The sequence below is a fragment of the Rhodohalobacter mucosus genome (assembly GCF_003150675.1).
Classification (GTDB): domain Bacteria; phylum Bacteroidota; class Rhodothermia; order Balneolales; family Balneolaceae; genus Rhodohalobacter; species Rhodohalobacter mucosus.
On the sequence record NZ_QGGB01000009.1, the window covers coordinates 104,150 to 128,013 of the forward strand.

The 23,864-nt window shown below is 47.3% G+C and carries 21 protein-coding genes and 1 pseudogene; 10 read left to right on the forward strand and 12 right to left on the reverse strand.

Annotated features, from left to right (window positions below; translation table 11 throughout):
* Window positions 1-67: 67 nt before the first annotated feature.
* The 3 genes from dnaN (at window position 68) to DDZ15_RS13280 (ending at window position 2,860) form a co-directional block, all read left to right on the forward strand.
* Window positions 68-1,183 (forward strand): DNA polymerase III subunit beta, encoded by a 1,116-nt coding sequence (gene dnaN / locus DDZ15_RS13270; RefSeq protein WP_109647597.1) that lies wholly within the window; start codon window positions 68-70, stop codon window positions 1,181-1,183.
* 3 nt (window positions 1,184-1,186) lie between these two features.
* Window positions 1,187-1,981, forward strand: coding sequence for an SAM hydrolase/SAM-dependent halogenase family protein (locus DDZ15_RS13275; RefSeq protein WP_109647598.1), 795 nt, complete (start codon window positions 1,187-1,189; stop codon window positions 1,979-1,981).
* Window positions 1,982-2,062: 81 nt separating this feature from the next.
* Entirely contained in the window at window positions 2,063-2,860 is a 798-nt protein-coding gene (locus tag DDZ15_RS13280; protein ID WP_109647599.1) for a class I SAM-dependent methyltransferase, read from the forward strand.
* A 297-nt stretch (window positions 2,861-3,157) separates the two neighbouring features.
* Here DDZ15_RS13280 and argS read toward each other — a convergent pair whose 3' ends face one another.
* From argS to DDZ15_RS13330, 10 genes and pseudogenes are all read right to left on the reverse strand, one after another.
* Complete coding sequence (argS, locus tag DDZ15_RS13285) at window positions 3,158-4,798, reverse strand: arginine--tRNA ligase (RefSeq protein ID WP_109647600.1); 1,641 nt, start codon at window positions 4,796-4,798, stop codon at window positions 3,158-3,160.
* 96 nt (window positions 4,799-4,894) lie between these two features.
* Window positions 4,895-5,452 (reverse strand): hypothetical protein, encoded by a 558-nt coding sequence (locus DDZ15_RS13290; RefSeq protein WP_199222973.1) that lies wholly within the window; start codon window positions 5,450-5,452, stop codon window positions 4,895-4,897.
* 142 nt (window positions 5,453-5,594) lie between these two features.
* A pseudogene (locus DDZ15_RS16975) lies at window positions 5,595-6,308 on the reverse strand (DNA alkylation repair protein).
* 145 nt (window positions 6,309-6,453) lie between these two features.
* Window positions 6,454-8,997, reverse strand: a complete 2,544-nt coding sequence (gene topA, locus DDZ15_RS13300; protein ID WP_109647601.1) for a type I DNA topoisomerase — start codon at window positions 8,995-8,997, stop codon at window positions 6,454-6,456.
* A gap of 49 nt (window positions 8,998-9,046) precedes the next feature.
* Window positions 9,047-9,523: a peroxiredoxin gene (locus DDZ15_RS13305; protein WP_109647602.1), complete on the reverse strand. Its 477-nt coding sequence runs from the start codon at window positions 9,521-9,523 to the stop codon at window positions 9,047-9,049.
* Window positions 9,524-9,724: 201 nt separating this feature from the next.
* A complete protein-coding gene (gene coaD, locus DDZ15_RS13310) occupies window positions 9,725-10,222 on the reverse strand; it encodes a pantetheine-phosphate adenylyltransferase (RefSeq protein ID WP_109647603.1) in 498 nt (165 codons plus the stop codon).
* A gap of 85 nt (window positions 10,223-10,307) precedes the next feature.
* On the reverse strand, window positions 10,308-10,859 hold the full coding sequence (gene rsmD, locus DDZ15_RS13315; RefSeq protein WP_109647604.1) for a 16S rRNA (guanine(966)-N(2))-methyltransferase RsmD: 552 nt from the start codon (window positions 10,857-10,859) through the stop codon (window positions 10,308-10,310).
* The gene (locus tag DDZ15_RS13320) at window positions 10,856-11,740 is read right to left on the reverse strand and encodes a hypothetical protein (protein ID WP_109647605.1); all 885 of its coding nucleotides are present in this window, start codon (window positions 11,738-11,740) and stop codon (window positions 10,856-10,858) included. The genes rsmD and DDZ15_RS13320 overlap by 4 nt, the downstream gene beginning before the upstream one ends.
* A 6-nt stretch (window positions 11,741-11,746) precedes the next feature.
* Window positions 11,747-12,223 (reverse strand): hypothetical protein, encoded by a 477-nt coding sequence (locus tag DDZ15_RS13325; RefSeq protein WP_109647606.1) that lies wholly within the window; start codon window positions 12,221-12,223, stop codon window positions 11,747-11,749.
* A 102-nt stretch (window positions 12,224-12,325) separates the two neighbouring features.
* Window positions 12,326-12,997 (reverse strand): class I SAM-dependent methyltransferase, encoded by a 672-nt coding sequence (locus DDZ15_RS13330; RefSeq protein WP_109647607.1) that lies wholly within the window; start codon window positions 12,995-12,997, stop codon window positions 12,326-12,328.
* Window positions 12,998-13,031: 34 nt separating this feature from the next.
* On the opposite strand from DDZ15_RS13330, the gene DDZ15_RS13335 reads away from it, so the two are divergent.
* Both DDZ15_RS13335 and DDZ15_RS13340 read left to right on the forward strand, forming a co-directional pair.
* Window positions 13,032-14,372 (forward strand): MATE family efflux transporter, encoded by a 1,341-nt coding sequence (locus DDZ15_RS13335; protein ID WP_242979033.1) that lies wholly within the window; start codon window positions 13,032-13,034, stop codon window positions 14,370-14,372.
* A gap of 34 nt (window positions 14,373-14,406) precedes the next feature.
* Entirely contained in the window at window positions 14,407-14,916 is a 510-nt protein-coding gene (locus tag DDZ15_RS13340; RefSeq protein WP_109647608.1) for a SixA phosphatase family protein, read from the forward strand.
* Window positions 14,917-14,984: 68 nt separating this feature from the next.
* Here the strand turns inward: DDZ15_RS13340 and DDZ15_RS13345 are convergent, their stop codons facing one another.
* A complete protein-coding gene (locus DDZ15_RS13345) occupies window positions 14,985-17,228 on the reverse strand; it encodes a S46 family peptidase (RefSeq protein WP_109647609.1) in 2,244 nt (747 codons plus the stop codon).
* A 127-nt stretch (window positions 17,229-17,355) separates the two neighbouring features.
* Between DDZ15_RS13345 and DDZ15_RS13350 the strand changes: the two genes are divergently transcribed.
* From DDZ15_RS13350 to DDZ15_RS13370, 5 genes are all read left to right on the forward strand, one after another.
* Window positions 17,356-17,706 carry a hypothetical protein gene (locus tag DDZ15_RS13350; protein ID WP_109647610.1) on the forward strand — a complete coding sequence of 117 codons (351 nt, stop codon included), beginning with the start codon at window positions 17,356-17,358 and terminating at the stop codon, window positions 17,704-17,706.
* Between the two features lie 162 nt (window positions 17,707-17,868).
* A complete protein-coding gene (locus DDZ15_RS13355; RefSeq protein WP_242979035.1) occupies window positions 17,869-18,372 on the forward strand; it encodes a Dps family protein in 504 nt (167 codons plus the stop codon).
* 265 nt (window positions 18,373-18,637) lie between these two features.
* Complete coding sequence (locus DDZ15_RS13360; protein ID WP_109647611.1) at window positions 18,638-19,459, forward strand: mechanosensitive ion channel family protein; 822 nt, start codon at window positions 18,638-18,640, stop codon at window positions 19,457-19,459.
* Between the two features lie 256 nt (window positions 19,460-19,715).
* Window positions 19,716-21,923 (forward strand): DUF349 domain-containing protein, encoded by a 2,208-nt coding sequence (locus DDZ15_RS13365; RefSeq protein WP_146198594.1) that lies wholly within the window; start codon window positions 19,716-19,718, stop codon window positions 21,921-21,923.
* A gap of 86 nt (window positions 21,924-22,009) precedes the next feature.
* Complete coding sequence (locus DDZ15_RS13370) at window positions 22,010-23,245, forward strand: MBL fold metallo-hydrolase (RefSeq protein WP_242979055.1); 1,236 nt, start codon at window positions 22,010-22,012, stop codon at window positions 23,243-23,245.
* Between the two features lie 82 nt (window positions 23,246-23,327).
* On the opposite strand, the gene DDZ15_RS13375 is transcribed toward DDZ15_RS13370, so the two are convergent.
* Window positions 23,328-23,792, reverse strand: coding sequence for a hypothetical protein (locus DDZ15_RS13375; protein ID WP_242979037.1), 465 nt, complete (start codon window positions 23,790-23,792; stop codon window positions 23,328-23,330).
* Window positions 23,793-23,864: the final 72 nt, after the last annotated feature.

Below are 23,864 nucleotides of genomic sequence, written 5' to 3' on the forward strand. Positions count from 1 at the left end.
GTCTTGAAACCGGACAAAAATTAACGATTTTTAGGTCCCCCGACTTACTAACTATTGACATCTTACTATGAAATTTAATGTATCAAGCAGCGACCTCAACCAGGGGTTGTCGGCCGTAATTGGTGCGGTTCCGACAAAGGCAACGCTTCCCATTCTTGAAACCATTCTGTTTGAATCGGAAGAGGGCAGGCTCAAACTTTCAGCTACCGATCTTGAAATCTCTATTATTGAATATATCGATGCTGAAATTGAGGAGGAGGGAGCGGTTGCCGTACCGGCCAGGCGACTGCTTGAAACACTCCGTCAGCTTCCCGATATCAATGTATTTTTTGAAGTGGATGAGACTCAGAATGTCCGTTTCAGGACAGATAAGGGGAATTACAAACTGGTTGGAGAAGAATCTGATGAGTTTCCGGAGATTCCCGATATGAAAGAGGGGGTTACGCTTTCTACAGATACGAAACTGGTACAGAAAGCCATTGGCAAAACCATGTTCGCTGTTTCAACCGACGATCTTCGCCCGGCCATGATGGGAGTTTACTTTGATATCGGGGGAGAAGAGAGCAAGTTTGTTGCCACCGATGGTCATCGTCTTGTCAAGTTTGTCAATAAAAATCTTACCTCCGAGCAGCCGCTTAATTTTATCGTTCCGGATAAAGCTCTCAACCTGGTCAACAAGGCGCTTGACGGAGGGGATTGTGACATGACCGTCTCAAACGATCATGCGCAGTTCAAAAGCGGCAATACCATCATTATCACACGGCTCATCAACGAACAGTACCCAAATTACGAATCTGTAATCCCGCGCGACAATGACAAGGAGCTTCTGATCGACAAAAACCAGATGCTGGCCACCGTACGGCGTGTATCCGTATTTTCGAGCACAACAACCCGGCAGATACGGCTTCAGCTGGGCAGCGACAAGCTCACTATTCGTGCAGAAGATCTCGATATGAGCAGCGAGGCAAAAGAGACGATTGCGTGCGAGTATGATTCAGGTGAGATGGAGATTGGATTTAATGCCAAATATCTTGCGGATGTGCTGAACAATGTAGACGGCGAGGAAGCCAAATTTGAATTTTCATCTCCAAACCGCGCAGGAATTGTGAAACCTGCAGAGGCAGAAGAAGGTGAGGAGATGCTGATGCTTGTGATGCCGGTCATGCTCAACAGCTATGCCTGACAAATGCAGCACTCATCCATTATTACACTTACAACAGACTTTGGGCTGCAGGATCACTATGTAAGTGCAATGAAGGGGGTTATACTGAGCATTTCCGAAAATGTCCGATTTGTGGACGTTTCCCACCAAATTCCTCCACAGGATATCATGGCTGCAGCCTGGGTGGTACGCAACTCTTCGGTTTATTTTCCTTCCGGTACCATACATCTGGTGGTTGTGGATCCCGGAGTAGGCACGAACCGTGATCCGGTGGCTTTAAAGATCAAAAACCAGATTTTTGTCGGACCCGATAACGGCATCTTCTCGCTGATCGCAGATGAATTTGATTACGAGGCCTGGAAACTGACTAACCAGGACTATTGGGCCAGAAATCCATCCAACACCTTTCACGGCAGAGACCTTTTTTCTCCTGTTGCGGCTCATATTGCCAATGGTGTGCCGCTCAATAAACTGGGAGAGCGAATTACGAAGCTGGTAACCTACAGGTGGGCTGTTCCGATCACAGACAGCGATGGTGTACAGGGCTGGATTATACATATTGACCGGTTTGGCAACCTGGTCTCAAACATACCGGAAGAGATGATACGGGATACCATCGGTCAGTCAAGGTTCAGAATCTACGTGGGTAATACCATTCTGAATGAAATTGTGACTACGTTTGATTCGGTACCCGACGGAGAGCCTGTTGCCTATATCGGGAGTTCCGGAACTCTTGAAATTGCCATCAACAAAGGCAACGCTAAAGAGATGCTGGGTGTTCAAAAAGGAGCTCAGATCTCAATCTTCATTCAGAAGTAGCGAAACACGACTGAAGTATTGCCGTAAAGACAGGTACAGATGTTGAGAAATCTGAGGTAAACGGAAATAAAGTTATCGTGTATGGCCATTCAGGTTAAATCTCCGCTCCATGACAGGGAAGTGATAGAGATCCCTTCAAACGTATCCGACCTGTCCAGATCATTCAACGGAACGGTTAGTTCAGGCATGGGTGATGAATATCCCATCCGAAACAACATTGTGGACCTGCTTCCGGTTGAGAAGGAGTATTCACTGGCTCAGTCTACCAATCAATGGAAGCTGACAGCCAGTATCTATGAAGATCTTTGGCGCAAGCGCTCACTCTCTTTTTTAACGGGTGAGGATTTTCCTATCGAAAAGGAAAAGGAGCTTCTCTATGAGTGGGTGCAGCCCCGATCAGGAGGCTGGTATCTGGACGTTGGGTGCTCCACTGCGCTTTATGCCCGGTCACTCAAAAAGGCGGAACCTGAAAGCAACCAGGTTGCAATCGATTTCTCCAATGCGATGCTTCTGGAAGCTCGTTTAAAGGCAGAGGCCGATCAAACCGATCTGCTCTTTATCCGCGCAGATGCGCGAGAGATGCCGTTTTTTGGTAAAACATTCGACGGAGTGGTAATGGGTGGCACACTCAATGAGCTAACCGACGAATTGAAAGTGCTGTTTGAGTGCCGCCGCGTATTGAAACCGAACGGGGTAATGTTCATGATGCACCTGATCAAGGCGGATCACTGGGCCGGACGACTCCTTCAGGAGCCCGCCGAATGGAGCGGCATCAAGTTCTGGAGCGTCGATGAGAGCAACAAAATGTTTGAACGCGCCGGATTCAAGGTAGAAGATCAGTTTACGAAAGGCATCGTCTGCTTCACCAAACTGAGATAAGATTCCTCAGTTATCCAACAGACATGGCATGTCTATTCGATGAGGAAAAGGGTTGTATTCTCGAATCTGTTAAAGGTATTGGTCGTGAATGTGGGTTGGACAGACTTACCATGTCTTGTCAGTGGTCAGGTTGAATCGGCTCAGACATAGTATGTCTGGTATTTGTATCAAAGAAGATTCACCGCAGAGGTGCTAAGGCCGCTGAGGAAGTGTGAAAATTAGTTTAATTTTCACCACTTAGCCCAATTAAAAACTAATGCCCTTTTCCTCGCTCTTTGCGGCTCTGCGGCGAACCTGTCACATTCTGTCGGGTGCATTGATTCCAAGGATACCCAGGCCGTTTCTGAGTACGGTTGCGGATGCCCTGGCCAGTTCGCTTCTTGCACCCATCACGGATTCTTCCTCTCCAACAATGCGGCAATCGTGATAAAATGATGTGAAGTCTGACGCCAGCTCATTCAGGTAGGTGATTACGCGGTGGGGCTCCCGATGCGATGCTGCAAGTGCAACCGCATCAGGGAAGGCGAGAAGCTTTTTAATGAGCGTGATTTCCGTCTCATGAGTCAGCACGGTGAGATCGGAACCCGTTGTTGATCCGGGTCCGGTAAGCTCGTCAACCTTTCGTAAAATTGACTGAATTCGCGCGTGTGCATACTGTAAATAGAACACAGGATTTTTTTCACCGGCTTCCTTGGCCTGGGCCACGTCAAACTCAAGATGGGTATTGGGTGATCTCATCAAAAAGAAGAAACGGGTTACGTCTTCGCCCACTTCATCCATTAGCTCATCGAGAGTTACAAAATTAGCTTTTCGGGTACTCATCTTGAACGGCTTACCGTCCTTGACGAGTGTAACGAATTGATACACCAGCACATCTACTTTCGTTTTGTCGTAACCCAGTACCTCAATGCCGTTCAGTACATCCGGATAAGTATCGATGTGATCCGCCCCGAATACATCAAGACAAAGATTGAATCCGCGGTCGAGCTTATTGGCATGGTAGGCGATGTCGGGCAGTCGGTAGGTGGGCTCACCGGTGCTTTTTACCAGCACGGTATCCTTATCTTTTCCAAATTCGGTGGTTTTGAACCAAACGGCGCCGTCTTTATCATACGCCAGACCTTTTTCACGAAAAGCGTCTATCACCTCATCGATTGATCCGTCTTCGTAAAGTGAGTTTTCATTAAAAAATGAGTCCATTTGTATATTCATGCGCTCCAGCGTGGCACGAATCTCTCTGAAAATGGCCTCTTCTGCACGCTCTTTGAATACTTTTTCGTCACTCTCTTCACGCAGTGCATCCCCCGATTCTTCAATTAGCTCTTTTGCAATATCACGGATGTACTCCCCTTCATAGCCGCCCTCGGGAATATCGGCATCTTCGCCCAGCTCCTGAAGATATCGAGCCTGAACGCTTTGTCCCAGTACGCGCATCTGGCGTCCTGCGTTGTTAAAGTAGTACTCTCTTTGAACATCAGCGCCTGTCCATTCCAGCAGACGTGCAACAGTGTCGCCAAGTACGGCGTTACGGCCGTGTCCCACGGTGAGCGGGCCCGTTGGGTTGGCGCTTACAAATTCTACCAGCGCACGAACTCCGCTGTTGTCGGCCGTTCTTCCATACCCGGTACCGGATTTCAGGAGAGAGGAAAGCTCATCATAAATATAGTCGGATGCATATCTGAAATTAATAAATCCCGGCCCTGCAATCTCAACAGAAGCGATTTTTGAGGGGTCGGTTTCCAGCGCAGTGACAAGCTCTTCCGCGATTTTCCGCGGATTTTTTTTCATGGTACCCGCCAGCATCATGGCAGCATTTGTAGCTGCATCTCCGTGAGACGGATCGCGCGGTGTTTCTATTTTGATTGAAGGAATCTCAGATTGATCCAGGCCCATTTTTGTAAGGGCATTCCGGATGGCACTCTGCAGGTATGTATCCATGAATAGAGAATTAACTGTCGTTCAAAAAAACTGAGCAGTTAAGATAAGGCTTTCGATGTGTAATTCATGAACGATAAAAGGATGTGACCCGAAAGTTTAAAACAGCGTGGCCTGATCGTTTCGCTGATCATCGTCGCGGTGCAGCTCTTCACTTTCATGATATACAACCAGCATTTCCGCGGTAAATCGTTTTTGATAGATTCTGCGCGAAATACCCTGTAATGCCCTTTCGCCGCGGGGGGTAATTCTCAGATATCCGTGTTCATCCTCCTGAAGAAAGCCAAACTGTTTGATGTCATTGACGATGAGATAGGCCAATTTTGGAAGAGTTCCGATATTTTTCTCGACATATTCACGATGCGGCGGGGTCTCGGATGAGAGTACCAGTCCCAGCAGATTCAGCTCTGCCTCGGTTAGCGGATATCCTTCAGAGCCTTTGGTAAGTAGTTCATCCCAGGCAGCCTGGCTATAGTAAAGCCCGAACCACCACTTAGCCTCCTTGAGCAGTTTGTGTGTAACGGCGCAGGCCAGGTATTTGCCGGGGGCGGCCTTCCTGGGCTCACCCCGGTCGCGGTACATGCTTACCATTGTGGCGAGATCCAGCTCCTGAAGGTTCGGCGGATACGTAAAATAGAAATCTGTTTTTTTCTGCATGATCACGTCTGTTAACAAAATGATATATACAAAAATTTCTGCGATTTCTGTGAAGAGTTTGCGTCATTCTCCGGATCAAAAAAAGGAAAAGAGAGAAATTATGCAGCACATTCCGGCGCCCGATTCATCGGGTCAGATTGGTTCACGCTGTACCTTTCAGGTATTGTTGCCGCCGGTCTTCAGGGAGATGCTCTATGGCATACCGGAGCATGGTTCTGGGCATGTTGCGATAATGTGAACTGAGAAACCGTTCCATCCGCTGCCTGTCGCGACGCCCCGCTTCCCTGATCATCCAGCCGGCAGCTTTGTGCATGAGATCCTCTTTGTCATCGATCAGAATGAGGGCAATTCGAAAGGTATCTTCAAGGTCGCCCTGACCGATAAAGTAGTGTGTAGCGATGATGGATGTTCAGCGTTTCCAGAGATTTTGCGACCTCGCAAGCTCGAATAAAAGGGACCGGTCGCGCCTGAAGAGATGCTTTCCTGCAATTTTATCCGCAGAGGAATCCACCAGATCCCAATTATTTACTCTGTCAAGATTCCTGATATAAAAACGGAAAATCTCTTCGCGTTCAGGTTCGCCTGCTTTTTTATACTGCTGAACAAGTACGAACAGCGCTGTTAACCGTACCTCATGCCAGGGCGATTGGAGCAATTCACCAATCTCATCGAGCGACAGATGGCTGTATCTGCCTGCAACCTTTCTTTGGGGCGGAACCCGAATGCCGAGAAATTGATCTCCTTCACCATATTCACCCGGACCGGATTTAAAAAATCGCTGTGAGTGTCTGGCGATCTCAGGGTTGGCCAGCTCTTTAAGCTCGGAGAGCAGACGTTGTACGGATTTACTGCTCATACCTGTTCAGGTAAAGGTTAACCGGGAATAACTGTATCACAAAGGATGACTGTACCACTCTTAGGCGGTTGGGTGCAACAGAAAACTATTCTGTAAATAGTTTGTAGCCGGATGAAACCTATTCTGAAAACCTGCTGGATTATATCTACTTCTTGCCTTTTTCGTCAATCAGTCTCACGGCATCACCCATTGTAAACTTCTCAGGGTCCGTTCCTTTCGGCAGGGAGATATTTTTTCGCCCGTACTTGATGTAAGGGCCATATCGCCCATCCAGAACCTTGATTGGCTGATCCGTTTCAGGGTGTTTGCCCAGGTCGGCAATCGCTGAACTTCCGCGCCCCTTGCCCTTCTCTTTCAGAAGTTCCACGGCCCGGTTCAGGTCTACAGTGAGCACATTATCGGTTTTCTTAAGCGACTTGAACGATCCGTCATGAAGCACAAACGGTCCATACCGGCCGACCCCCGCTTTTACTACTTTACCGGTATCGGGATGTTCTCCCAGCGTACGGGGCAGGCTCAGCAGATCTAATGCGGTTTCCAAATCAACATCCGAAGGATTCATCCCCTTTAGCAGCGATACCCTTTTGGGTTTCTTGTTGTCATCCGACACTTCACCCAGCTGTACATAGGGACCGAAACGTCCGGTTAGCACATAAACATCCTCGCCCGTTTCCGGATGCTTGCCGAGAGATTTGGGTCCGTCTTTTTCGGCGGCAAGAAGCTCTTTGATTTTTTCTGCATTGAGTTCTCCCGGATCGAGATCAACGGGCAGCGACGTGGTTATCTCTTCACCGTCGCTCTTTGTTTTTACATAGGGACCAAACCTGCCAACATGAACCTGCATACCGTTCAGGTCATCGATCGGCAGGTCGAGCAGTTTCGCTTCCTGGGGATCAATCTTGTCCTCCTGCTGGTCTACCTGATTTTTTAGCCCATCATCACCTTTGTAGTACTCGTCAAGGTACTTAACGGGATCGTATTTGCCCTTTGCAATCTCGTCCAGTTTATCCTCAAGTTTAGAGGTAAATTCACTGTCAACAACGTGCGGAATGTGTTTTTCCAGAAGTTCGGTTACCGCAAAGGCCGTATAGGATGGGATCAGTGTTTTCCCATCGCTGCGTGCATAACCGCGATCCTGAATTGTGCTGATAATCGTTGCATAGGTACTCGGTCGCCCTACGCCACGCTTTTCGAGCTCCTTGACCAGTGTGGCCTCTGTAAAGCGGGCAGGTGGTTTGGTCTCATGAGAAATGGATTCCAGCTCATGGAGGTCAATACCTTCACCCTCTGACAGTTCGGGAAGAAAAATTTCCTGATTTTCGAGAGCGGCATCAGGGTCATCGCTTCCTTCTACATATGCCCTGAAGAACCCCGGGAAGAGGATTTTCTTTCCGGTTGTCTTGAACTCCGCACGGGTGCCGTTTTGGTCCGCAGCAATTGTGGCGTTGGTAAATTCAAGTACGGCCTCTGCCATCTGTGTGGCAATGGTACGTTTCCATATCAGGTCGTACAGTTTGAGTTCACGGCCGCTAAGCCCTGTTTTTCCAGGCATGGTAAAGCTTGAGCCGGCGGGTCGAATGGCTTCGTGTGCTTCCTGTGCACCTTTTGCCTTGCCGAAATTGCGAACTCTTTCAAAAAGATATTCCTCTCCGTACTGCTGCTCTACCGCATTGCGTGCCGCATTGATTGCCTGACCCGATAGCCTCGTGGAATCGGTTCTCATATAGGTGATATGACCGTTCTCGTAGAGTTTTTGAGCAATACTCATTGTATCACGGGCAGAAAATCCGAATTTACGGTTGGCTTCCTGCTGAAGGGTCGAGGTGATGAAAGGAGCGGAGGGATTTCGTTTCTGGGTCTTTACATCTATGGCAGAAACCGACCAGTCAGCTTCCCTGAGCATATCGCGCAGATCATTTGACGCCTTTTCGTCCAGTAAAACGACATTATCAGGCTTTTTCAGTTTACCCGTGTTTTCATCAAAATCTTTCCCGCTGGCCAGCCTTTTGCCGTTCAGGTGAGAAAGGTCTGCGGTGAATGTATGTTTATCACCCTCTTTTGAAACGGATGCTTTGAGATCAAAATAGGTGCCGCTCTTAAATTTCATCCGCTCGCGTTCCCGCTCTACAAGAAACTCAACGGCAACCGACTGTACACGTCCGGCAGATAAACCGGGAGAGATCTTTTTCCAGAGAAGCGGGGAGATTGTGTAACCGGCGAGCCGGTCCAGTATACGCCGTGTCTCCTGTGCATGTACCAGGTTCATATCAATATTCCTGAAATTCTCAAGAGCGTTCTTCACGGCTTCTTCCGTAATCTCCCGGAACACCATCCTCTTCACGGGCACTTTCGGATTCAACAGTTCGGTAAGGTGCCATGAAATGGCCTCTCCTTCACGATCTTCGTCAGTCGCCAGGATAAGCTCATCTGCGTCCTTCAGCTGATCCTTCAGCTTTTTAACAATTTTCTTCTTGCTGGCAGGAACAACGTAAAGGGGATCGTAGCGATCGTCAACATTGATGCCCAGATTAGACCAGGACTCCTTCTTGTACTTTGCAGGGATTTCTTTGGCAGATGAGGGAAGGTCGCGTATATGCCCCATCGATGAGTCTACTATATACCCCTTGGGAAGATACTTTTTAATCGTTTTGGTTTTTGTGGGCGACTCGACAATAACTAATGATTTCATAAAACAATAACGAATTCTTATTCAGTGAACAGACTCAGTACCTGTTTGATCAGGATAACGAACGAATCAGCTCTTTTAACTCTTCTGCGTGTGCTTTTGTATTCACCTTTTCTATAACGGCTTTCACTGTTCCGTTGGTGTCGATGACAAAGGCAGACCGCGATGGAGCATCATACGTTTTGCCATACATCTTCTTTTCAACGATAGAATCGGTAGCCTCTGCAAAGGCAAAATCGGGATCGGATGCAAGAACGTACGGGATGCCCAGTTTGTCGGCATATTTTTGATGAGAACCACAGGTGTCCTTGCTGAGTGCGATCAGGTTGTACCCTTGTTCGTCAAACCATTCGGCGTGTTCTGCAAGGCTTCTGTTTTGCTTGTCGCATCCGCTGGTATTGTTTCGCATATAAACGGAAACAATGGCCGGCCGGTCGAGCAGTTCATCAAACCGTACTTCTTTTTCCTCACCATTCTGTACGATGCTGAGAGTGAAATTAGTATCAATTTTTTCTCCTGTGGAAATCATACCTCTTATTCAGTTTGTTTGGGTTGTATGTGTTGAGACCTAACCCGATTTGGCGAGTAAATCGTTCTGATTTGAACCAATGCCCACTGCTACCGAAAGACTTTTAGTATACACATTCTAAATATCTTGTAGCAACAGTCTTTTGCCTGTCATACGATTATCGGTGCCACGGGCCTTCAGAAAGGGGATAAAAAGATATTTCTAACTGTTGCTGCTGAATTTTGCATGAAGGGCCCTGGCAACGTTGGCAGGCACGAAACTGCTCAGGTCTCCCCCCCATTCAGCCACCTCTTTTACAATGGTTGCGGAGATAAAGGTAAGCTGTTCGTCGGGCATCATAAAGATGGTATCCACTTCGGGTGCCAGGCGCCGGTTTGTAAGGGCCATTCGGAATTCATACTCGAAATCCGAGATTTGACGTACACCCCGGAGAAGTACATGCACGTTTTTTTTCCGGGCAAAATCAATCAATAGCCCGGTGAACTGCTCCACTTCAACATTATCGGCCCAGTCATAACTCCCAATAGCCTCCTTGATAAGGTCTACACGTTCATCACCCGTAAACACAGCGTTCTTTCTCTTGTTTACAGCAACGGTAACAATAACCTTGTCGAACATTCTAACGGCGCGTTCAAGAATGTCGAGGTGGCCGTTGGTAAGGGGGTCGAATGATCCCGGATAGAGTGCGGTACGCGTCATGTCAGAAGGAGGTTTGCAGCATTTGATTTAAGAAAATGTACATATTTGCCGCTACTTAAAAAAAAGGATCTTATCTTTATCTTTTTCAACCTGATGCATCCGGCCTGAATATGGATGCGGTGGTTCGTCCGTAAGATTTGCAGTGGATGCAGGCGGAGTGTCCGGAAAAATCATGCCGCTTATCGTGCTCCAGGATGTACCAGCCATCTTTGTTAAGCCAGTCATTATTCAGAATGCTCTCCGTCATCTCCTCCATCCTGTGATAGTCGTAAGGAGGATCTGCAAAAATGAAATCGTATGACCCGTGTGTGCTTCTCTCCAGAAAAGTCTCCACATCCATGGCAATGGTTTGTATTTGCGTCTCTACCTGAAACTGTTTTGCCAGCTTTTCAATATGACGGATATGCTGGTGTTCACGGTCCACAAAAAGACAATTTTCAGCACCTCTTGAAATTGCCTCAAAACCCAGATTGCCGCTCCCTGCAAAAAGGTCAAGCACCCGCGTGTTATCAAAGTAGGTTCTGGCTGCGATTATGGAGAAAATTCCCTCTTTTGCCCGGTCGGAGGTAGGCCGCAGCAGGCCGGATTTTGGAACGGGGATAGTGCGTCCTTTCAGTTTGCCTGTAATAATTCTCATGCCGGCTGCCCTGCGTGGGAGTCAAGGTTCAGGCTCATCATAATTGCAGGAAAAGCACTTTCCAGCGGAAACCCATATGTTTTTTCCCTCGCATTAACGCCCATTTCCTGAAGTGTATTCATTACGTGAACGGTGCCCGAATCGTCCCAGTACGGCGTCAGAATTTCTGAAATTATGCGGCTTTGGTGGCCAAAAGCATAAATTTTTTCGTGGATTCCGTTCATCCAGGTTAAATTTCCGGAATAAAGCGTCCAGAGATATGGCAGGTCGGAAGGGTTGTCATAATGCAAGTAGGTACACGCCCTTAGCTTGCCAAGTAAAAAGGATGAGACGGATATATACGAAGAAAGGCAGTTTACCATCAGAAATGAGCCGTTCGTGTTGCTGTGCGCCTGCCAGTCTGCACCCACTTCAAATTCTGAGACATATTCTGAATTGGAAAAGGACCCCAGAAGCTGATTGAAACCCTGCATTGATGCACGGTTTCGTAAAAGCAGTAGCTTATAATCCACATTGCTTAACGGTTGCCAGGTAGCTTCAATATCACTTCTGTCGGTACCGTGCATCAAAAGGGAGATATGTGATTCCCTTTCGGAGGCATCCTCATAAACTGATCGGGGAACCACCGTCCAGCACTCCTCTGTGGCAGGGGCCAGAATCTTTACGGATTTACAGTCGTGGAACTCTTTAAGATTTGAAAGGGCTGTTTTCAGGGCTGGAAAGCCATACTCATCCCCGCTGATAATTGAATTTTTTACATCGAAATTAAATTCAAAGCTGCCAATATGCTTCAAATGGCCGTCCTGTCCGGGGCTGTTTACCGAGTAGAAAAGGTAATTATCGGCATAACAGATACCCAGGCATGACTCATCCAATCCCATAGGCTATCAGTTCCAGCTTGGCGCGTTCAGCAGAGTGGTTCTTTCAAGATCGCCGATAACATCACCCGTGCCGGGGTTTTCAAGCAGATAGAGCGGCGGGCGGATCGTATCGTTAAGGGTATATTCAAATCTGTTGTGCGGTGGCCGCGGGGAAAAGATCAGTGAGTCGGGGTTGTAAACTGACGGCGGACGAAAAGCGAAAAGTGAATCCGCTCTTTCTGAAATGAACTCATTCGTTTTCACAAACTGAACAAGACTGTCGAGGCCCCCATCACTGGGTGGAAAGTTTCCGCGGCGGTTTCTGTACTGTACAAGTGCATCGCGAACCATCAACATTCTGTGCCTCTCACGCTCAACCATCTCTTCTTCTTCCAGAACCTGCTGGTAGGGGTCTACAATTGAACGATACAGGAAATAGGACAGCGCAATGATGAGAATGCCCAGTACGATCGTCAAAATGTTATTGCGGGTTGTTAAATCCATGTGAGAGTGTGTCTTGGTTTGCGATAGAGTAATATTTTGCGAAACAGAAAATAATCGCAGACGATTTGATATGCAACTTTCTAATCGTCTGAATGATGAATATTAACATTTAGGATGAAGGAACAGAAATCTCTCTTTTAATGTGCTTATCAATCCTCTGCGCCTGAATTTTTCATATTTGCCGGGTTCCGGTTCAACCTCTTCCAGAATGGTGATGGTAAATAGGGACCCGAAAAGAGAGTCAATTTCGGTAAGCGGCACCGAGAAGGGAGGGCCGTTCATTTCCTCCTGATTGTACTCAAAGTGATGCAACAGGCCGTGGGGCTTCGGGTGCTCCGCGATGAGAGCTTCGATTTTTTTTGCATATCGTGTCCGGGCGGCATCCGGCAGTGCGATCAGTGCGGCCTTGTCGTAGATCAGGTCGAATTTCTTCCCGGTTGTTTCCGGAAAGCGGAAAAAATCACCGATCCATATCTGCAGGTTTTCGTGTGACAAGATTGAAAAACCGTGCGAACAACTCTCTTCAGGAACGATACCGCGTTCGTCAAAGTAGCTTCTTACCGCTGTTTCAGATATCTCAACTCCTGTTACTTGAGATGCATTGTGGGTTAAAAAGTCAAGATCCTCACTTTTTCCGCATAACGGCACAAGCACGGTGGGCGGCTGCGGTATGGGTAAAGAGTGCCAGTATTTGGAGAGGCCGGGATAACCGCCCGGCATGTGAAAGCCAACATTGCCCTTGTTCCACCTGCTTCGCCAGTAACTCAGTTCCATGAATGGTTTTAATCGTTAAAATTATGCGATACTTTTGGAGCTTCTTCAGAACCTGCAAACGGAACGGCACATATTGAACCGCACCATACTCAAACTCGCAATTCCCAATATCATCAGCAACCTTTCCGTGCCGCTGCTTGGTGTTGTGGATACAGCGCTGGTGGGACACCTGGATGAAGTGTATTACCTTGGCGCGCTTGCTGTGGGTGGGATGATATTCAACTTTCTGTTCTGGGGTTTCGGTTTTCTGCGGATGGGAACCACCGGTATAACCGCGCAGGAATACGGAGCGCGGAACAGGCAAAGCATGATGATGACGATGGCCAGGGTTCAGCTTATCGCCTGGTCATTTGGACTGGCTATCATTCTGATGCAAACCCCTCTGATTAGGTTCAGCCTCTGGATTATTGAGAGCAGCGAGGAGGTTGCTCACTTTACACAGGTGTATTACGACATACGTATTTATACAGCTCCAGCCATGCTTGCCCTTTATGGGCTTCAGGGATGGTTTCTTGGAATGCAGAATGCAAAGTACCCGATGATCATCACCATTGTCCACAATCTGCTGAATATTGTTTTGAATATCTTTTTTATTCAGGTAATGGACATGCACGTGGATGGAGTGGCATGGGGAACACTGATCTCAACATGGCTTGCACTTGGGTTGGGTGTATGGCTGTTTTTCAGAAAATACAAACGGTACACAGGCCATTATAAACAGTCCGAACTTGTAAACAGGGATGAGCTGAAGCGGTACTTTTCGGTAAACCGCGATATATTTATCCGAACACTATGCCTGATTTTCACATTTTCTTTCTTTACTGCAAAAAGCGCCGCGCAGGGTGATCTGGTTCTCGCAGCCAATACCATACTGCTGCAGCTCTGGATGGTGGCATCATACGGTATCGATGGATTTGCCTATGCGGCGGAGAGCCTGATAGGACGCTTCAAGGGAGGCAACAATAGTGAAAAACTCAGGAAAGCGGTGTATTACAATCTGGGATGGGGCCTTTTTCTGGGAGTTACTGGGTCACTTATATATCTTCTGTTTGATGAAGCTATTCTGTTTTTGTTTACCGACAAAACGGATGTGATCGCCCTTGCGATGTCGGTCATGATATGGACAATTCTTGCTCCTCTGGTATCCAGCTTTTGCTATATTCTGGATGGTGTGTTTATTGGTGCAACCGAAACGGCACCAATGCGAAACACAATGCTGATTGCAACATTTGCCATTTTTCTGCCGGCCTATTATGCAGGCAATTCGCTCTTTGGTGTTCATGGCCTCTGGGTTGCCATGGTATTGTTCATGGTTACCAGGGGTGCAGCGCTAGGCTTTTACCTGCCCGGGAGAATTCTGGATATAGAAAACTGATGGTTCCCAATACACATGGTAGATAAAACGAACTATGGATGATCAACTGAATATTCTGCTGATGAGGCATGCCAAGTCATCCTGGAAAGACAGGAGACTGAGAGATTACGACCGTCCGCTCAACAAACGGGGGAATAGGGATGCTCCTGCAATGGGTCTGTTTCTTAAAAATGCGGGAAGAACGCCCGATCTAATCATCAGTTCACCCGCTCTGCGGGCCAAAACAACGTCGCTGATGGCGGCTGAGGAGATGGATTTTGACCATGAGCGTATTTTATGGAACGATAAACTCTATTTTGATGGACCTGATGCTTACGTTGAAGCTATCAAACAAGCGGGGACTGAGTCCGGGCTAAAACGGATTATGACTGTTGGCCATAACCCCATGACGGAAAACACCATTGCCCTCCTAACCGGCAGGCAGAACCCGTATTCGGTGCCTACGGCAGCAGTCATTTGCCTTGACGTGAATGTAGGTTCGTGGGATGAGCTGGTACTCGGCTGCTGTACTTTGGTGTGGATAAAAAGACCCAAAGATCTCTGATTTTTACCTCCATTTATTTCGGATGACAGATCAGATCTGCCTGTTTCGTCAGCGGGCCGTAAATACCGTTAGCCTGCCTCCATTTCCAAAAGCAGGCGTTCGGTTTGGTGAATGTGCCTCATCACAAACAGTATATATCGAATATCCACGCTGATGGTTCGTGCTGCATCGGGTACTACATAGTAGTCGCTTACAATGCCCTCGATGTTGCCGTCGAAAGCGAGCCCAATAAGTTCACCGTTGCCGTCGAGAACAGGGCTTCCCGAATTTCCGCCCGTGATATCGTTTGTGGAAAGGAAGTTAAGATACATGGAGCTGTCGGCCGTCAGCTCGCTGTCTGAAAAGTACTGAAGCTGTTCGGGAACGTCGAACGGACTGTCTCCGGTATGTTTTGCAAGCATTCCTGAGTACGTTGTAAAGGGGGTATAATACACTCCATCGGCGGGAACGTACCCCATAATTTGCCCTGCGCTCAGGCGCAGCGTAAAGTTTGCATCAGCATAAACGCTGGGCGCCCCGGTCATCTGAATCATGCCTTCCGCATACCGTTTTTGGGCCGGCTGCAGATATTGAAAATGCTGGGAGTAGTTTTCCCTGCTTAACTCGAAGGTTTCAAAAATGTCTCTGGATACCAGGTACAGACTATCGGTAAACGCTTCGTCGCTGAACTGTAGTTCGGAAAAGATCCAGGATGCGGCTATTGTCGTATCGGTGAGTACGGAGCCTGATGCCTGTCGTGTAATAAATTTCTGGATTTCCTGTTTGAGGGTTTCAGATTCAGGCGATCCAAAAAATCTGTAGAGAATCAGGGGCCGCCGCTCTTCGGGTAATTCCGCCATCGCCTGCAACATCTCAGTGAGCATAAGCAGTTCCGCTTCCATGTCAATGGCTGCCTGCCAGGTTCTCACCTGATCGTAAAGCTGCTGCCGCTCATCGGAAGAGTAGAAAACAGAGTCGGGCGCCTGTGAATACTCATAAAAATCGTTGAACAGGCTGCCCATTTGCAACAGGTTGCTAAACTGCAGGGAGTAAAACGTAAGGTAAAGCACATCACCGGACTGCCTTGCTATCTGATACGCCTGCTCAAGCTGCGGCATCACTCTGCCGAACTCACTCTTCCGCAGGGAATCGGATTCGGCCCATCGCACAAACTCCTGATCTTCTGCAATTTTTCTGGATACCACATCGTAATCCTGAAAACCCTCAATCAGGCCTTCGTAATATTTCAGCGCATTCGCAATGGATGCTCTCTCCGCTGCATTTGAAGCGGCGGTTTCCGGGTTGTTTGCTGCCTGCATCTCCAGGCCGTTCAGATAGGCTTTAAACGCACTGTAAAGAACCGGGAATTGCTGGTCCTGATAAAAACTGAATGCGGGACTGCTTTCAAAACGGTATGTGCTGCCCGGAAAACCAAGCGTCATGGTAAAGTCGCCCGGGCTTAGAGCTCTCTCGTTCACTTTCAGGTGACGTTCCGGGGTGTAAGGCACGTTGCCGGGCTGATAAGGTGCTGAGACTCCATCTTCCGAGACATAGGCCCGCAAAAAAGCGTAATCACCCGTGTGTCTCGGCCACATCCAGTTGTCAATGTCTCCACCGAACTTGCCGATGGCTTGTTCCGGTGCATACACCAGTCTCACGTCACGGATGATTTTGTATACCGACATAAATTGACGGTTGCCGGACCAGAAATCATTGATTTCCACCATCAGATCTTCATTTCCGTCACGCCTGGCTTCTATGATTTCAGAGGATACGGTTGCCTTGATTTCCGCCCGCAGCCGGTTGCCTGCATTTTTGGGAATTGCTGATTCGATTTGCCCGGTAACTTCTGTCTGCTCAATGGGTATGTACAGTGAATAGTTGGTCAGCGGAAGTTCATCACGATAGTTTTCGGCATAGAAGCCTGTTTGCAGGTAGTTCTGTTCCGTTCCGGATACACCCGCAATTCCATCGTAAGCTACATGATGGTTGGTCAGGATAAGGCCCTCACCGGATACAAATGAACCGGTACCTCCGCCTCCCTCTCCAACATTAATTCTGAGCACTGCATGATTCAGTGAGGAGTTATCAATTTGATCATTGTAGAGTTCTTCCGGTGGAAGATTGAGGCCCATTTCTGTCATCTGTTCATACAGGGCACCGTCTACCTGGGGAAGGAGCCACATACCGGAATGGTCGGGAGACGGTGCATCGGGCTGAACGGTATATCTGGCAGGTGTGTCCTGCAGCATTTCCTGACCGGTTGCAGAACAACCCGTCAGAACAGAGGCTAAAAGTCCGAAAAAGAAAAATCCCCGGTATGTCAGTTTCATGAATTCTGTATTTTATCAGATGTTGGTTTTGGTTGACGAAGAATGATGACTATTCTGTCTGAATCAGTTCCAACTGCACCAAAAAAGCACTATATTTGTCTAAAATAAAAAGATATCGCTCAAACAGATGATCTATAAACAAAAATTTTATTACCTCTGCAAAACCCCTCTGAGCGCAGAAGGGCCGGAAGACGTTGAAGTAATTGATCGTGCTGACGACAGCAATCAGTTTCCTTCACTTTTCAAAAAGTATGAAGATCTGCGTTCGCATGCTTTTAATGAAGACAATCTTTACAGCATTGTTCGCGCTGACGACATCTATGAACTGGTGCGCACAGGCACGGAGAAAGAGGCAAAAGAGGATGCATTCGAAAAAGCTGAGCCTGAAATCATCACCAACCTTCAGCACAGAGTGATGCAAAAAGACGATAAGAATGCAAAAGCCATCCTGAAAGAGGTGCACCAGATCGAAAGCTGATCTGTTTTTCTTGCTCTGTTATCCATTCAAAAAGCCCCTGTTTAATGCAGGGGCTTTTTTGTTTATAGGGTTTTGCCCCACAAAAAAGGAATGAAAAATCGCTTAATTTTGTGTGTATAGGAGAAGCAGTAACAGAAATGAAAACAGACAGGAGATATCAGAATGCCTGACGTACAAACACTAAACGGGAAAGATACAATGGAAATCAATATTGGAATTTCAAACGAGCACAGAAAAGCTATTGCTGAAGGGTTGGCAAAAGTATTGGCCGACAGCTATATGGTTTATCTGAAAACGCATAATTACCATTGGAATGTAACCGGTGAATTGTTCCATTCCCTGCACGAGCAGTTTGAAGAGCAGTATACTGAGCTTGCAGAGGCAATTGACGTAATTGCAGAACGCATACGGTCGATTGGGTACAGGGCACCGGGATCGTTTATGGAATTCAGCGAAATCACATCTATCGAGGAGGATACAGACGATCCAAATGCTCTGGAGATGGTTAAACGACTGGCACTCGACAATGAAGCGATTCTTAGAACGGCAAGGTCTGTACTGCCGGCCTGCGAGGAAGCAGGTGACGAGGCCACAATTGATCTGATCACACAAAGACTGGATGTGCATTCCAAAACAGCCTGGATGCTTAGAAGTCACCTTGAATAATCAGGATATTCACATCAGTAATTTCAAAACCCGGCACCAGCCGGGTTTTTTTATGTTCGGGTGATGCTGATTTGAGTCAGTTCAAATGGTGCATTACGTTAAAAAATTGAGTAACATAGACAGATGGGGAACTGTGTTTTTGGGGAATACGGTGTAGACATTCTTATCAGGTAGGTTAAAGAAATTGTTACGAAGTCGAATTCCCGACAGACATGTACCAATGCAAAAAAATCACAAAAAACTAACCAACCAATAAAAAGTGACTATGGAGAATATGGAAGCAATACAAAACATTGACATCATGGATATTGTGATGACATACGGTCCCAATCTGCTTTGGGCCATTTTAACACTGGTACTCGGTTTATGGGTCGTTAAGTTAATTGTAGCCGGAGTACGGAAAGCCCTCGAAAAGGGAGATACTGAAACAACTCTCAGGGGATTCATCGTCAGTCTGGTTTCGGTACTTCTTAAAATTATGGTCTACATAACCGCTCTTGGAATGCTTGGAGTGGAGATGACCTCCTTTATTGCCATTTTGGGTGCCGCAGGTTTAGCGGTTGGCCTGGCGTTATCGGGAACCCTGCAGAATTTCGCGGGAGGTGTGATGATACTCTTTTTCAAGCCGTTCAAGGCGGGCGACTTTATCGATGCACAAGGCCACTCAGGATCGGTTAAAGAGATACAGATTTTTGTCACTGTTTTAACAACACCTGATAATAAAACCATTATTATTCCAAATGGCCCGCTGGCGACGGGTTCGCTCGTTAACTATTCCCGCGAAGAAAAACGGCGGGTCGACTGGTCGTTCGGTATCGGATATGGTGACGATCTTGACAAAGCCTATGATGTGATAAAGCGGCTTCTGTCTGAAGATGACAGGGTTTTAAACGATCCGGAACCATTCATGGCGCTGGGTGAACTCGCAGACAGTTCTGTTAATATCACAGTCAGGGCCTGGGTAAATGCAGGCGATTACTGGCCGGTATTTTTCAGAATGAATGAGGAAGTGTACAAGACATTCGAAAACGAGGGTCTCTCGATTCCGTTTCCCCAAAGAGACATTCACGTCTTCAACGAGAAGTAACAATTGATCAACAAAAACCCTGCCTCTGAGCGGGGTTTTTTATTTCTGTGGATATTGGTCTCTGCAGAGCACAAGCCGTGTACCATAGTTGCACTGGGTGCGTTTATAAAACAGTGAAGTGAACAAAGTTCACATTCCATTTTCCTGATTACGGAGCATGTGACCAAAGTTGATTCCATATTGAAACTTGGTTAAACTGTTAGGCTCACATAGCAGGCTTCGAGCCGTAAATTTTGCAACTTAAGGTTACTTTGTTTTGACTGAAAAATCCTCTGTGTCCAACCCTGAGAAGGAAACCATTTTTGAAAATGATTTCGCCTATATAACGTCCGGGGGAGACGTACATCTCAAAAAGACCAGCTTCTTTGACGACAGGAAAATTGCCACTATCGATCCTGAAAAAGTTGAAGAACAGGTAAGTGAAATGGAAAACGCATTTGAGGATCTGACCGGCAAAGTGGGGTCATTTCTGGATGATGTAGAGGAAGAGCTGTCAGAACAGCCCGAAAAAGCGAAAGCCTCTTTTGAATCACTTCTCGAAGAGATAAGCAATTCGTCTGCAATTGGCGATTTTGAGAAGCTGCTGTCTGATGCCAGGAGCAAATTTGATGAAACGGTAGAGCGTGCGGAAAACGCCGTGTCAGCCGGCCCGGAAAAGGAGGCTGAGGCAGAAAATGAAGAGAGCGATAAGGAAATGGTACCTGTTGCGGAATCCGAACCTGCTGAGAAGGATTCAGGGAAGAAACCTGAGAATGCGGAATCAGAGGAATCCGCCGGGGAAGTAACGGATGAAGCCCCGGAAGATTACTACAGAAAGCTGGCGGAGAAAGCGGAGGAGATCTCCCAGGTAGATGATTGGGCGTACGTGTCGATGGAGTTCGATATGATCGAAAACCAGTGGCAGGAGGGCCCGGATACGGAAGATGCGGATATCAGTAAATTCCGAGCAACGATAGATGAGCTTCGTGAATCGTTTGAAGAGAAAAAAAGAGCCCACTACGAAGAGCAGAAAAAGCTCAGACTCGCAAATCTTGAGAAGAAAAAGGATCTGCTGCGGCAGCTTTCAGAGATTGTTGACAATAAAGAGTGGACCAAGACCCGTGAAGTAGGGAAAATACGCGGACGATGGGAACACCTGAAGCCGCTTCCATCAGGTGAAGCCGAAAAACTTCAGCCACGATTTGATACACTGCTGGCCACATTTGATGAACACAAGGTGGATCGCCTCGTGAAACAAAAGCAGCAGGAAGAGGATAACCTGACCGGGAAACTGGTTATCCTGGAAAAAATGGAAGGCTTTGCCGTTGAGCTGGATGAAAAACCGGACTGGAAAGAACTTGATAAAAAATTCAATGATCTGACACGTCAGTTCAGGAAAATTGGCCGTGTTCCCTCCGATAAGAATCAGGACGTTTGGGACCGTTACCATACGGCACAGGATACCTTTCACTCTCTTCGTTTCAAGCACGATTCAGCGTACAGAAATGAAATAGAAAAATTTCTTTCCAAGAAGAAAAAACTGATTGACGAGGCCGAAGCCCTGCTCGATTCAGATGACCTTGCTGAAGCAGCACGTAAGGTGAACAAGCTTCATCGAAGATGGAAAAAAGTTGGAAACCTTCCGCAGAAAGATGAAAATGAGATGTGGGACCGTTTTAAGGCGGCCACTGATGCATTCAATCAGAAGAAGACGGATAATGCAGACCTTCTCAAAGAACAGGAGGAAGAGAATTATCGTGAGAAACTTAAGCTGATTGATGAAGCTGATACGCTGAAAGAGTCGGAAGAGTGGGATACAGCCCACAAGAAGTTTCAGAAACTGATGGATCGCTGGAAAGAGATTGGTCCGGTACCCAAGCGAAAATCAGGAAAGATCTGGAAGAAGTTCAAGGGAGCAATGGACTACTTCTATGACCGAAGAAGAGATCATTTTAAAGAGGTTAAGGAAGAGAGAAAAGACAACCTAAAAGAAAAAGAACAAGTTCTCGCCAGTCTGTCTGAACTTAAGACACATGATGATCCTATTGAAGCTGTTGAACTTGCCAAACCGCTTCAGGAAGAGTTTAAAAAGGCGGGCTATGTACCAATCAAGCATAAGAACAGATTGTGGAAAGAGTACCGCGAATGCTGCGATGTAATATATGATCGATTCAGGGCTGCAAAAGCAGCTGTGGACGTGGTGGGACGCAAGAATCTGGACCAGTTTTCCGCTGATGATATAGCAGGCATTCGGGACAAACAGAATGAAGCGAATAAACTGCGCAAGCAGATCAGCAAGCTGAATGGAGAGCTCATACAGATGAAGGAATCATTGAGCTACTTCAAGCCTTCCGGAAGCGGCAGCAGTCTGCTTGATGATGTTAAAAAACGAATAGAAAATGCTGAGAAAGATCTCAGCGAAAAAGAAACACGGCTGGCAGAACTCGAAACGGAGATTGATAAGCTGAAAAACGAAGTGGAATAGATTCTGCAGTTTATCCGTTCCCTGAATCTTTTTCGGTAACGAATATCGGGCTGCGCTATCCTAATATAAATTGGGAATTGGATAACGTGTACTCAAATACGACTTACGTACTGGCGGATCAGACGGCTATTGACCTGTTGAGGAATCAACTGGGTGCAGTGCGCTCAAAAGTCATTTTTGCCAAAAGCATTCATGAAGTTGACTCCTACCTCATAGGCTCCCAGCCCGATTTGATCATTGTTCACGGCTCTTTTCTGTCGGGAAATGCAGAGAAATTTGAGAAGATCTCAAAACACTACATCGGAATTAAATTTATTCCGCTCATCTACATCGGTACGATCGATGACCCCGGCTTTTCCGCATTGGTTCATTTCCGACTGATCGACTGTTATGACGGCACGGATTATGAAGAGGTTGTAGAGCGTGCAAAACAGCACCTCAGCCCCTCCGTGCGGCTCAGGTTCTGGGGCGTGAGGGGCTCCACGCCATGCGCCAACTATGAGAATATTGAGTACGGCGGGAATACAAGCTGTGTTGAAATTGAATATCCCGGTATGAAGGAGCTCATGATTATGGACAGCGGCACCGGAATCCGTAACCTGGGCAACTATCTGGAAAGAAAGAACCAGACCGGTTACGAGGGACATATATTTATCACCCACCCGCACTGGGATCATATTCAGGGCTTTCCGTTTTTTAAACCGTTCTACTCCGCAGACAACAGTTTCAGTATTCATATGCCGGAACAGTACCGCGGGGGCGCACAGGAGATTCTGTCAGGCCATCTTACAAAGACCTTTTTCCCCGTAACACTGAATATGCTTGCCGCTAAGCTTGACTATGTTACGCAATCCGAGGAGCTGCAATCCTTCTCACACTATAAAATTGAATATCTTGTAGCAAACCACCCGACCAAGACGGCGATATACAAGATTCATATCGGTGGGCTGGTCATTGTGTATGCGCCGGATAACGAAATTCCGCTAAAAACATCGCCCATTCGATTTCTGGATAATTTTACCGAGTTTATCCGCGATTGCGATCTTCTGATTCATGACGGGCAATTTTCGATGAAGCAGTATGAAGAGCGTATCGGCTGGGGGCACTCCGCATGGGAGCGGGTTGTGGAGGTTGCAAAACGAGCCGGTGTGAAAAATCTTTTCCTCACACACCACGATCCCGACTCAAACGACGACTACCTTGAAGGTCTGGACGCCAACCTCAGCAAATACATCGGTTCGCCATTCGAAATGGCGTGTCTAGCCAAGGAGGGTATGGAAGTGAGAATGCCCGTTACGCTCAATGAACTTGTTGAGAAGTAATCAGGACGAAGCGTAAATAGAAAAAGCGGGAGTTCACTGAATCCCCCGCTTTAAATCGAATGTCCTGTCGCTTCCTGCAGTCTTACAGAAAGTAGCGTATTCCGATTCCTCCGTTTACACCAAATTCCGTTGAAGGTGCAAGGTCTAGAAGCGGAGCCACTTCAAAAAACAGCCCGAGCGGCTGATCCTGAAAAATATACTCCAGCCCTACAGGAATTCGCGCCCCGAATCGGGCTTCACCGGAAAGAAGGGCTCTTGCACCAAGGCCGTAATATACCGCCATGCTTCCCTTGTCGACTTCAAGCCAGCTGTGCAGCAGATAATCGGCGTGGATATGGAAAGATTCATCGTTGTCGAATGACCATGCCGCCGCTGCATCAAATGCTGCACGATCAGACTGCCATACTTTCAGGCTGATGCCGGTAGGCTCTCCGAGAATAATGCCCAGTTCTGTATCTCCGGGCCGGGATTGTGCTTCAGCCAGGGTTAGAGATCCCATTGTGAGAATAAAAGTGAGAGCTATGCCAATGAAGTATCGTTTACTCATAAATGAATTTCGTTATAGGTTGGTTATTGTTTTGATGAATCAGATCTGTAAGTTTGGATCCTGTTTCTACAG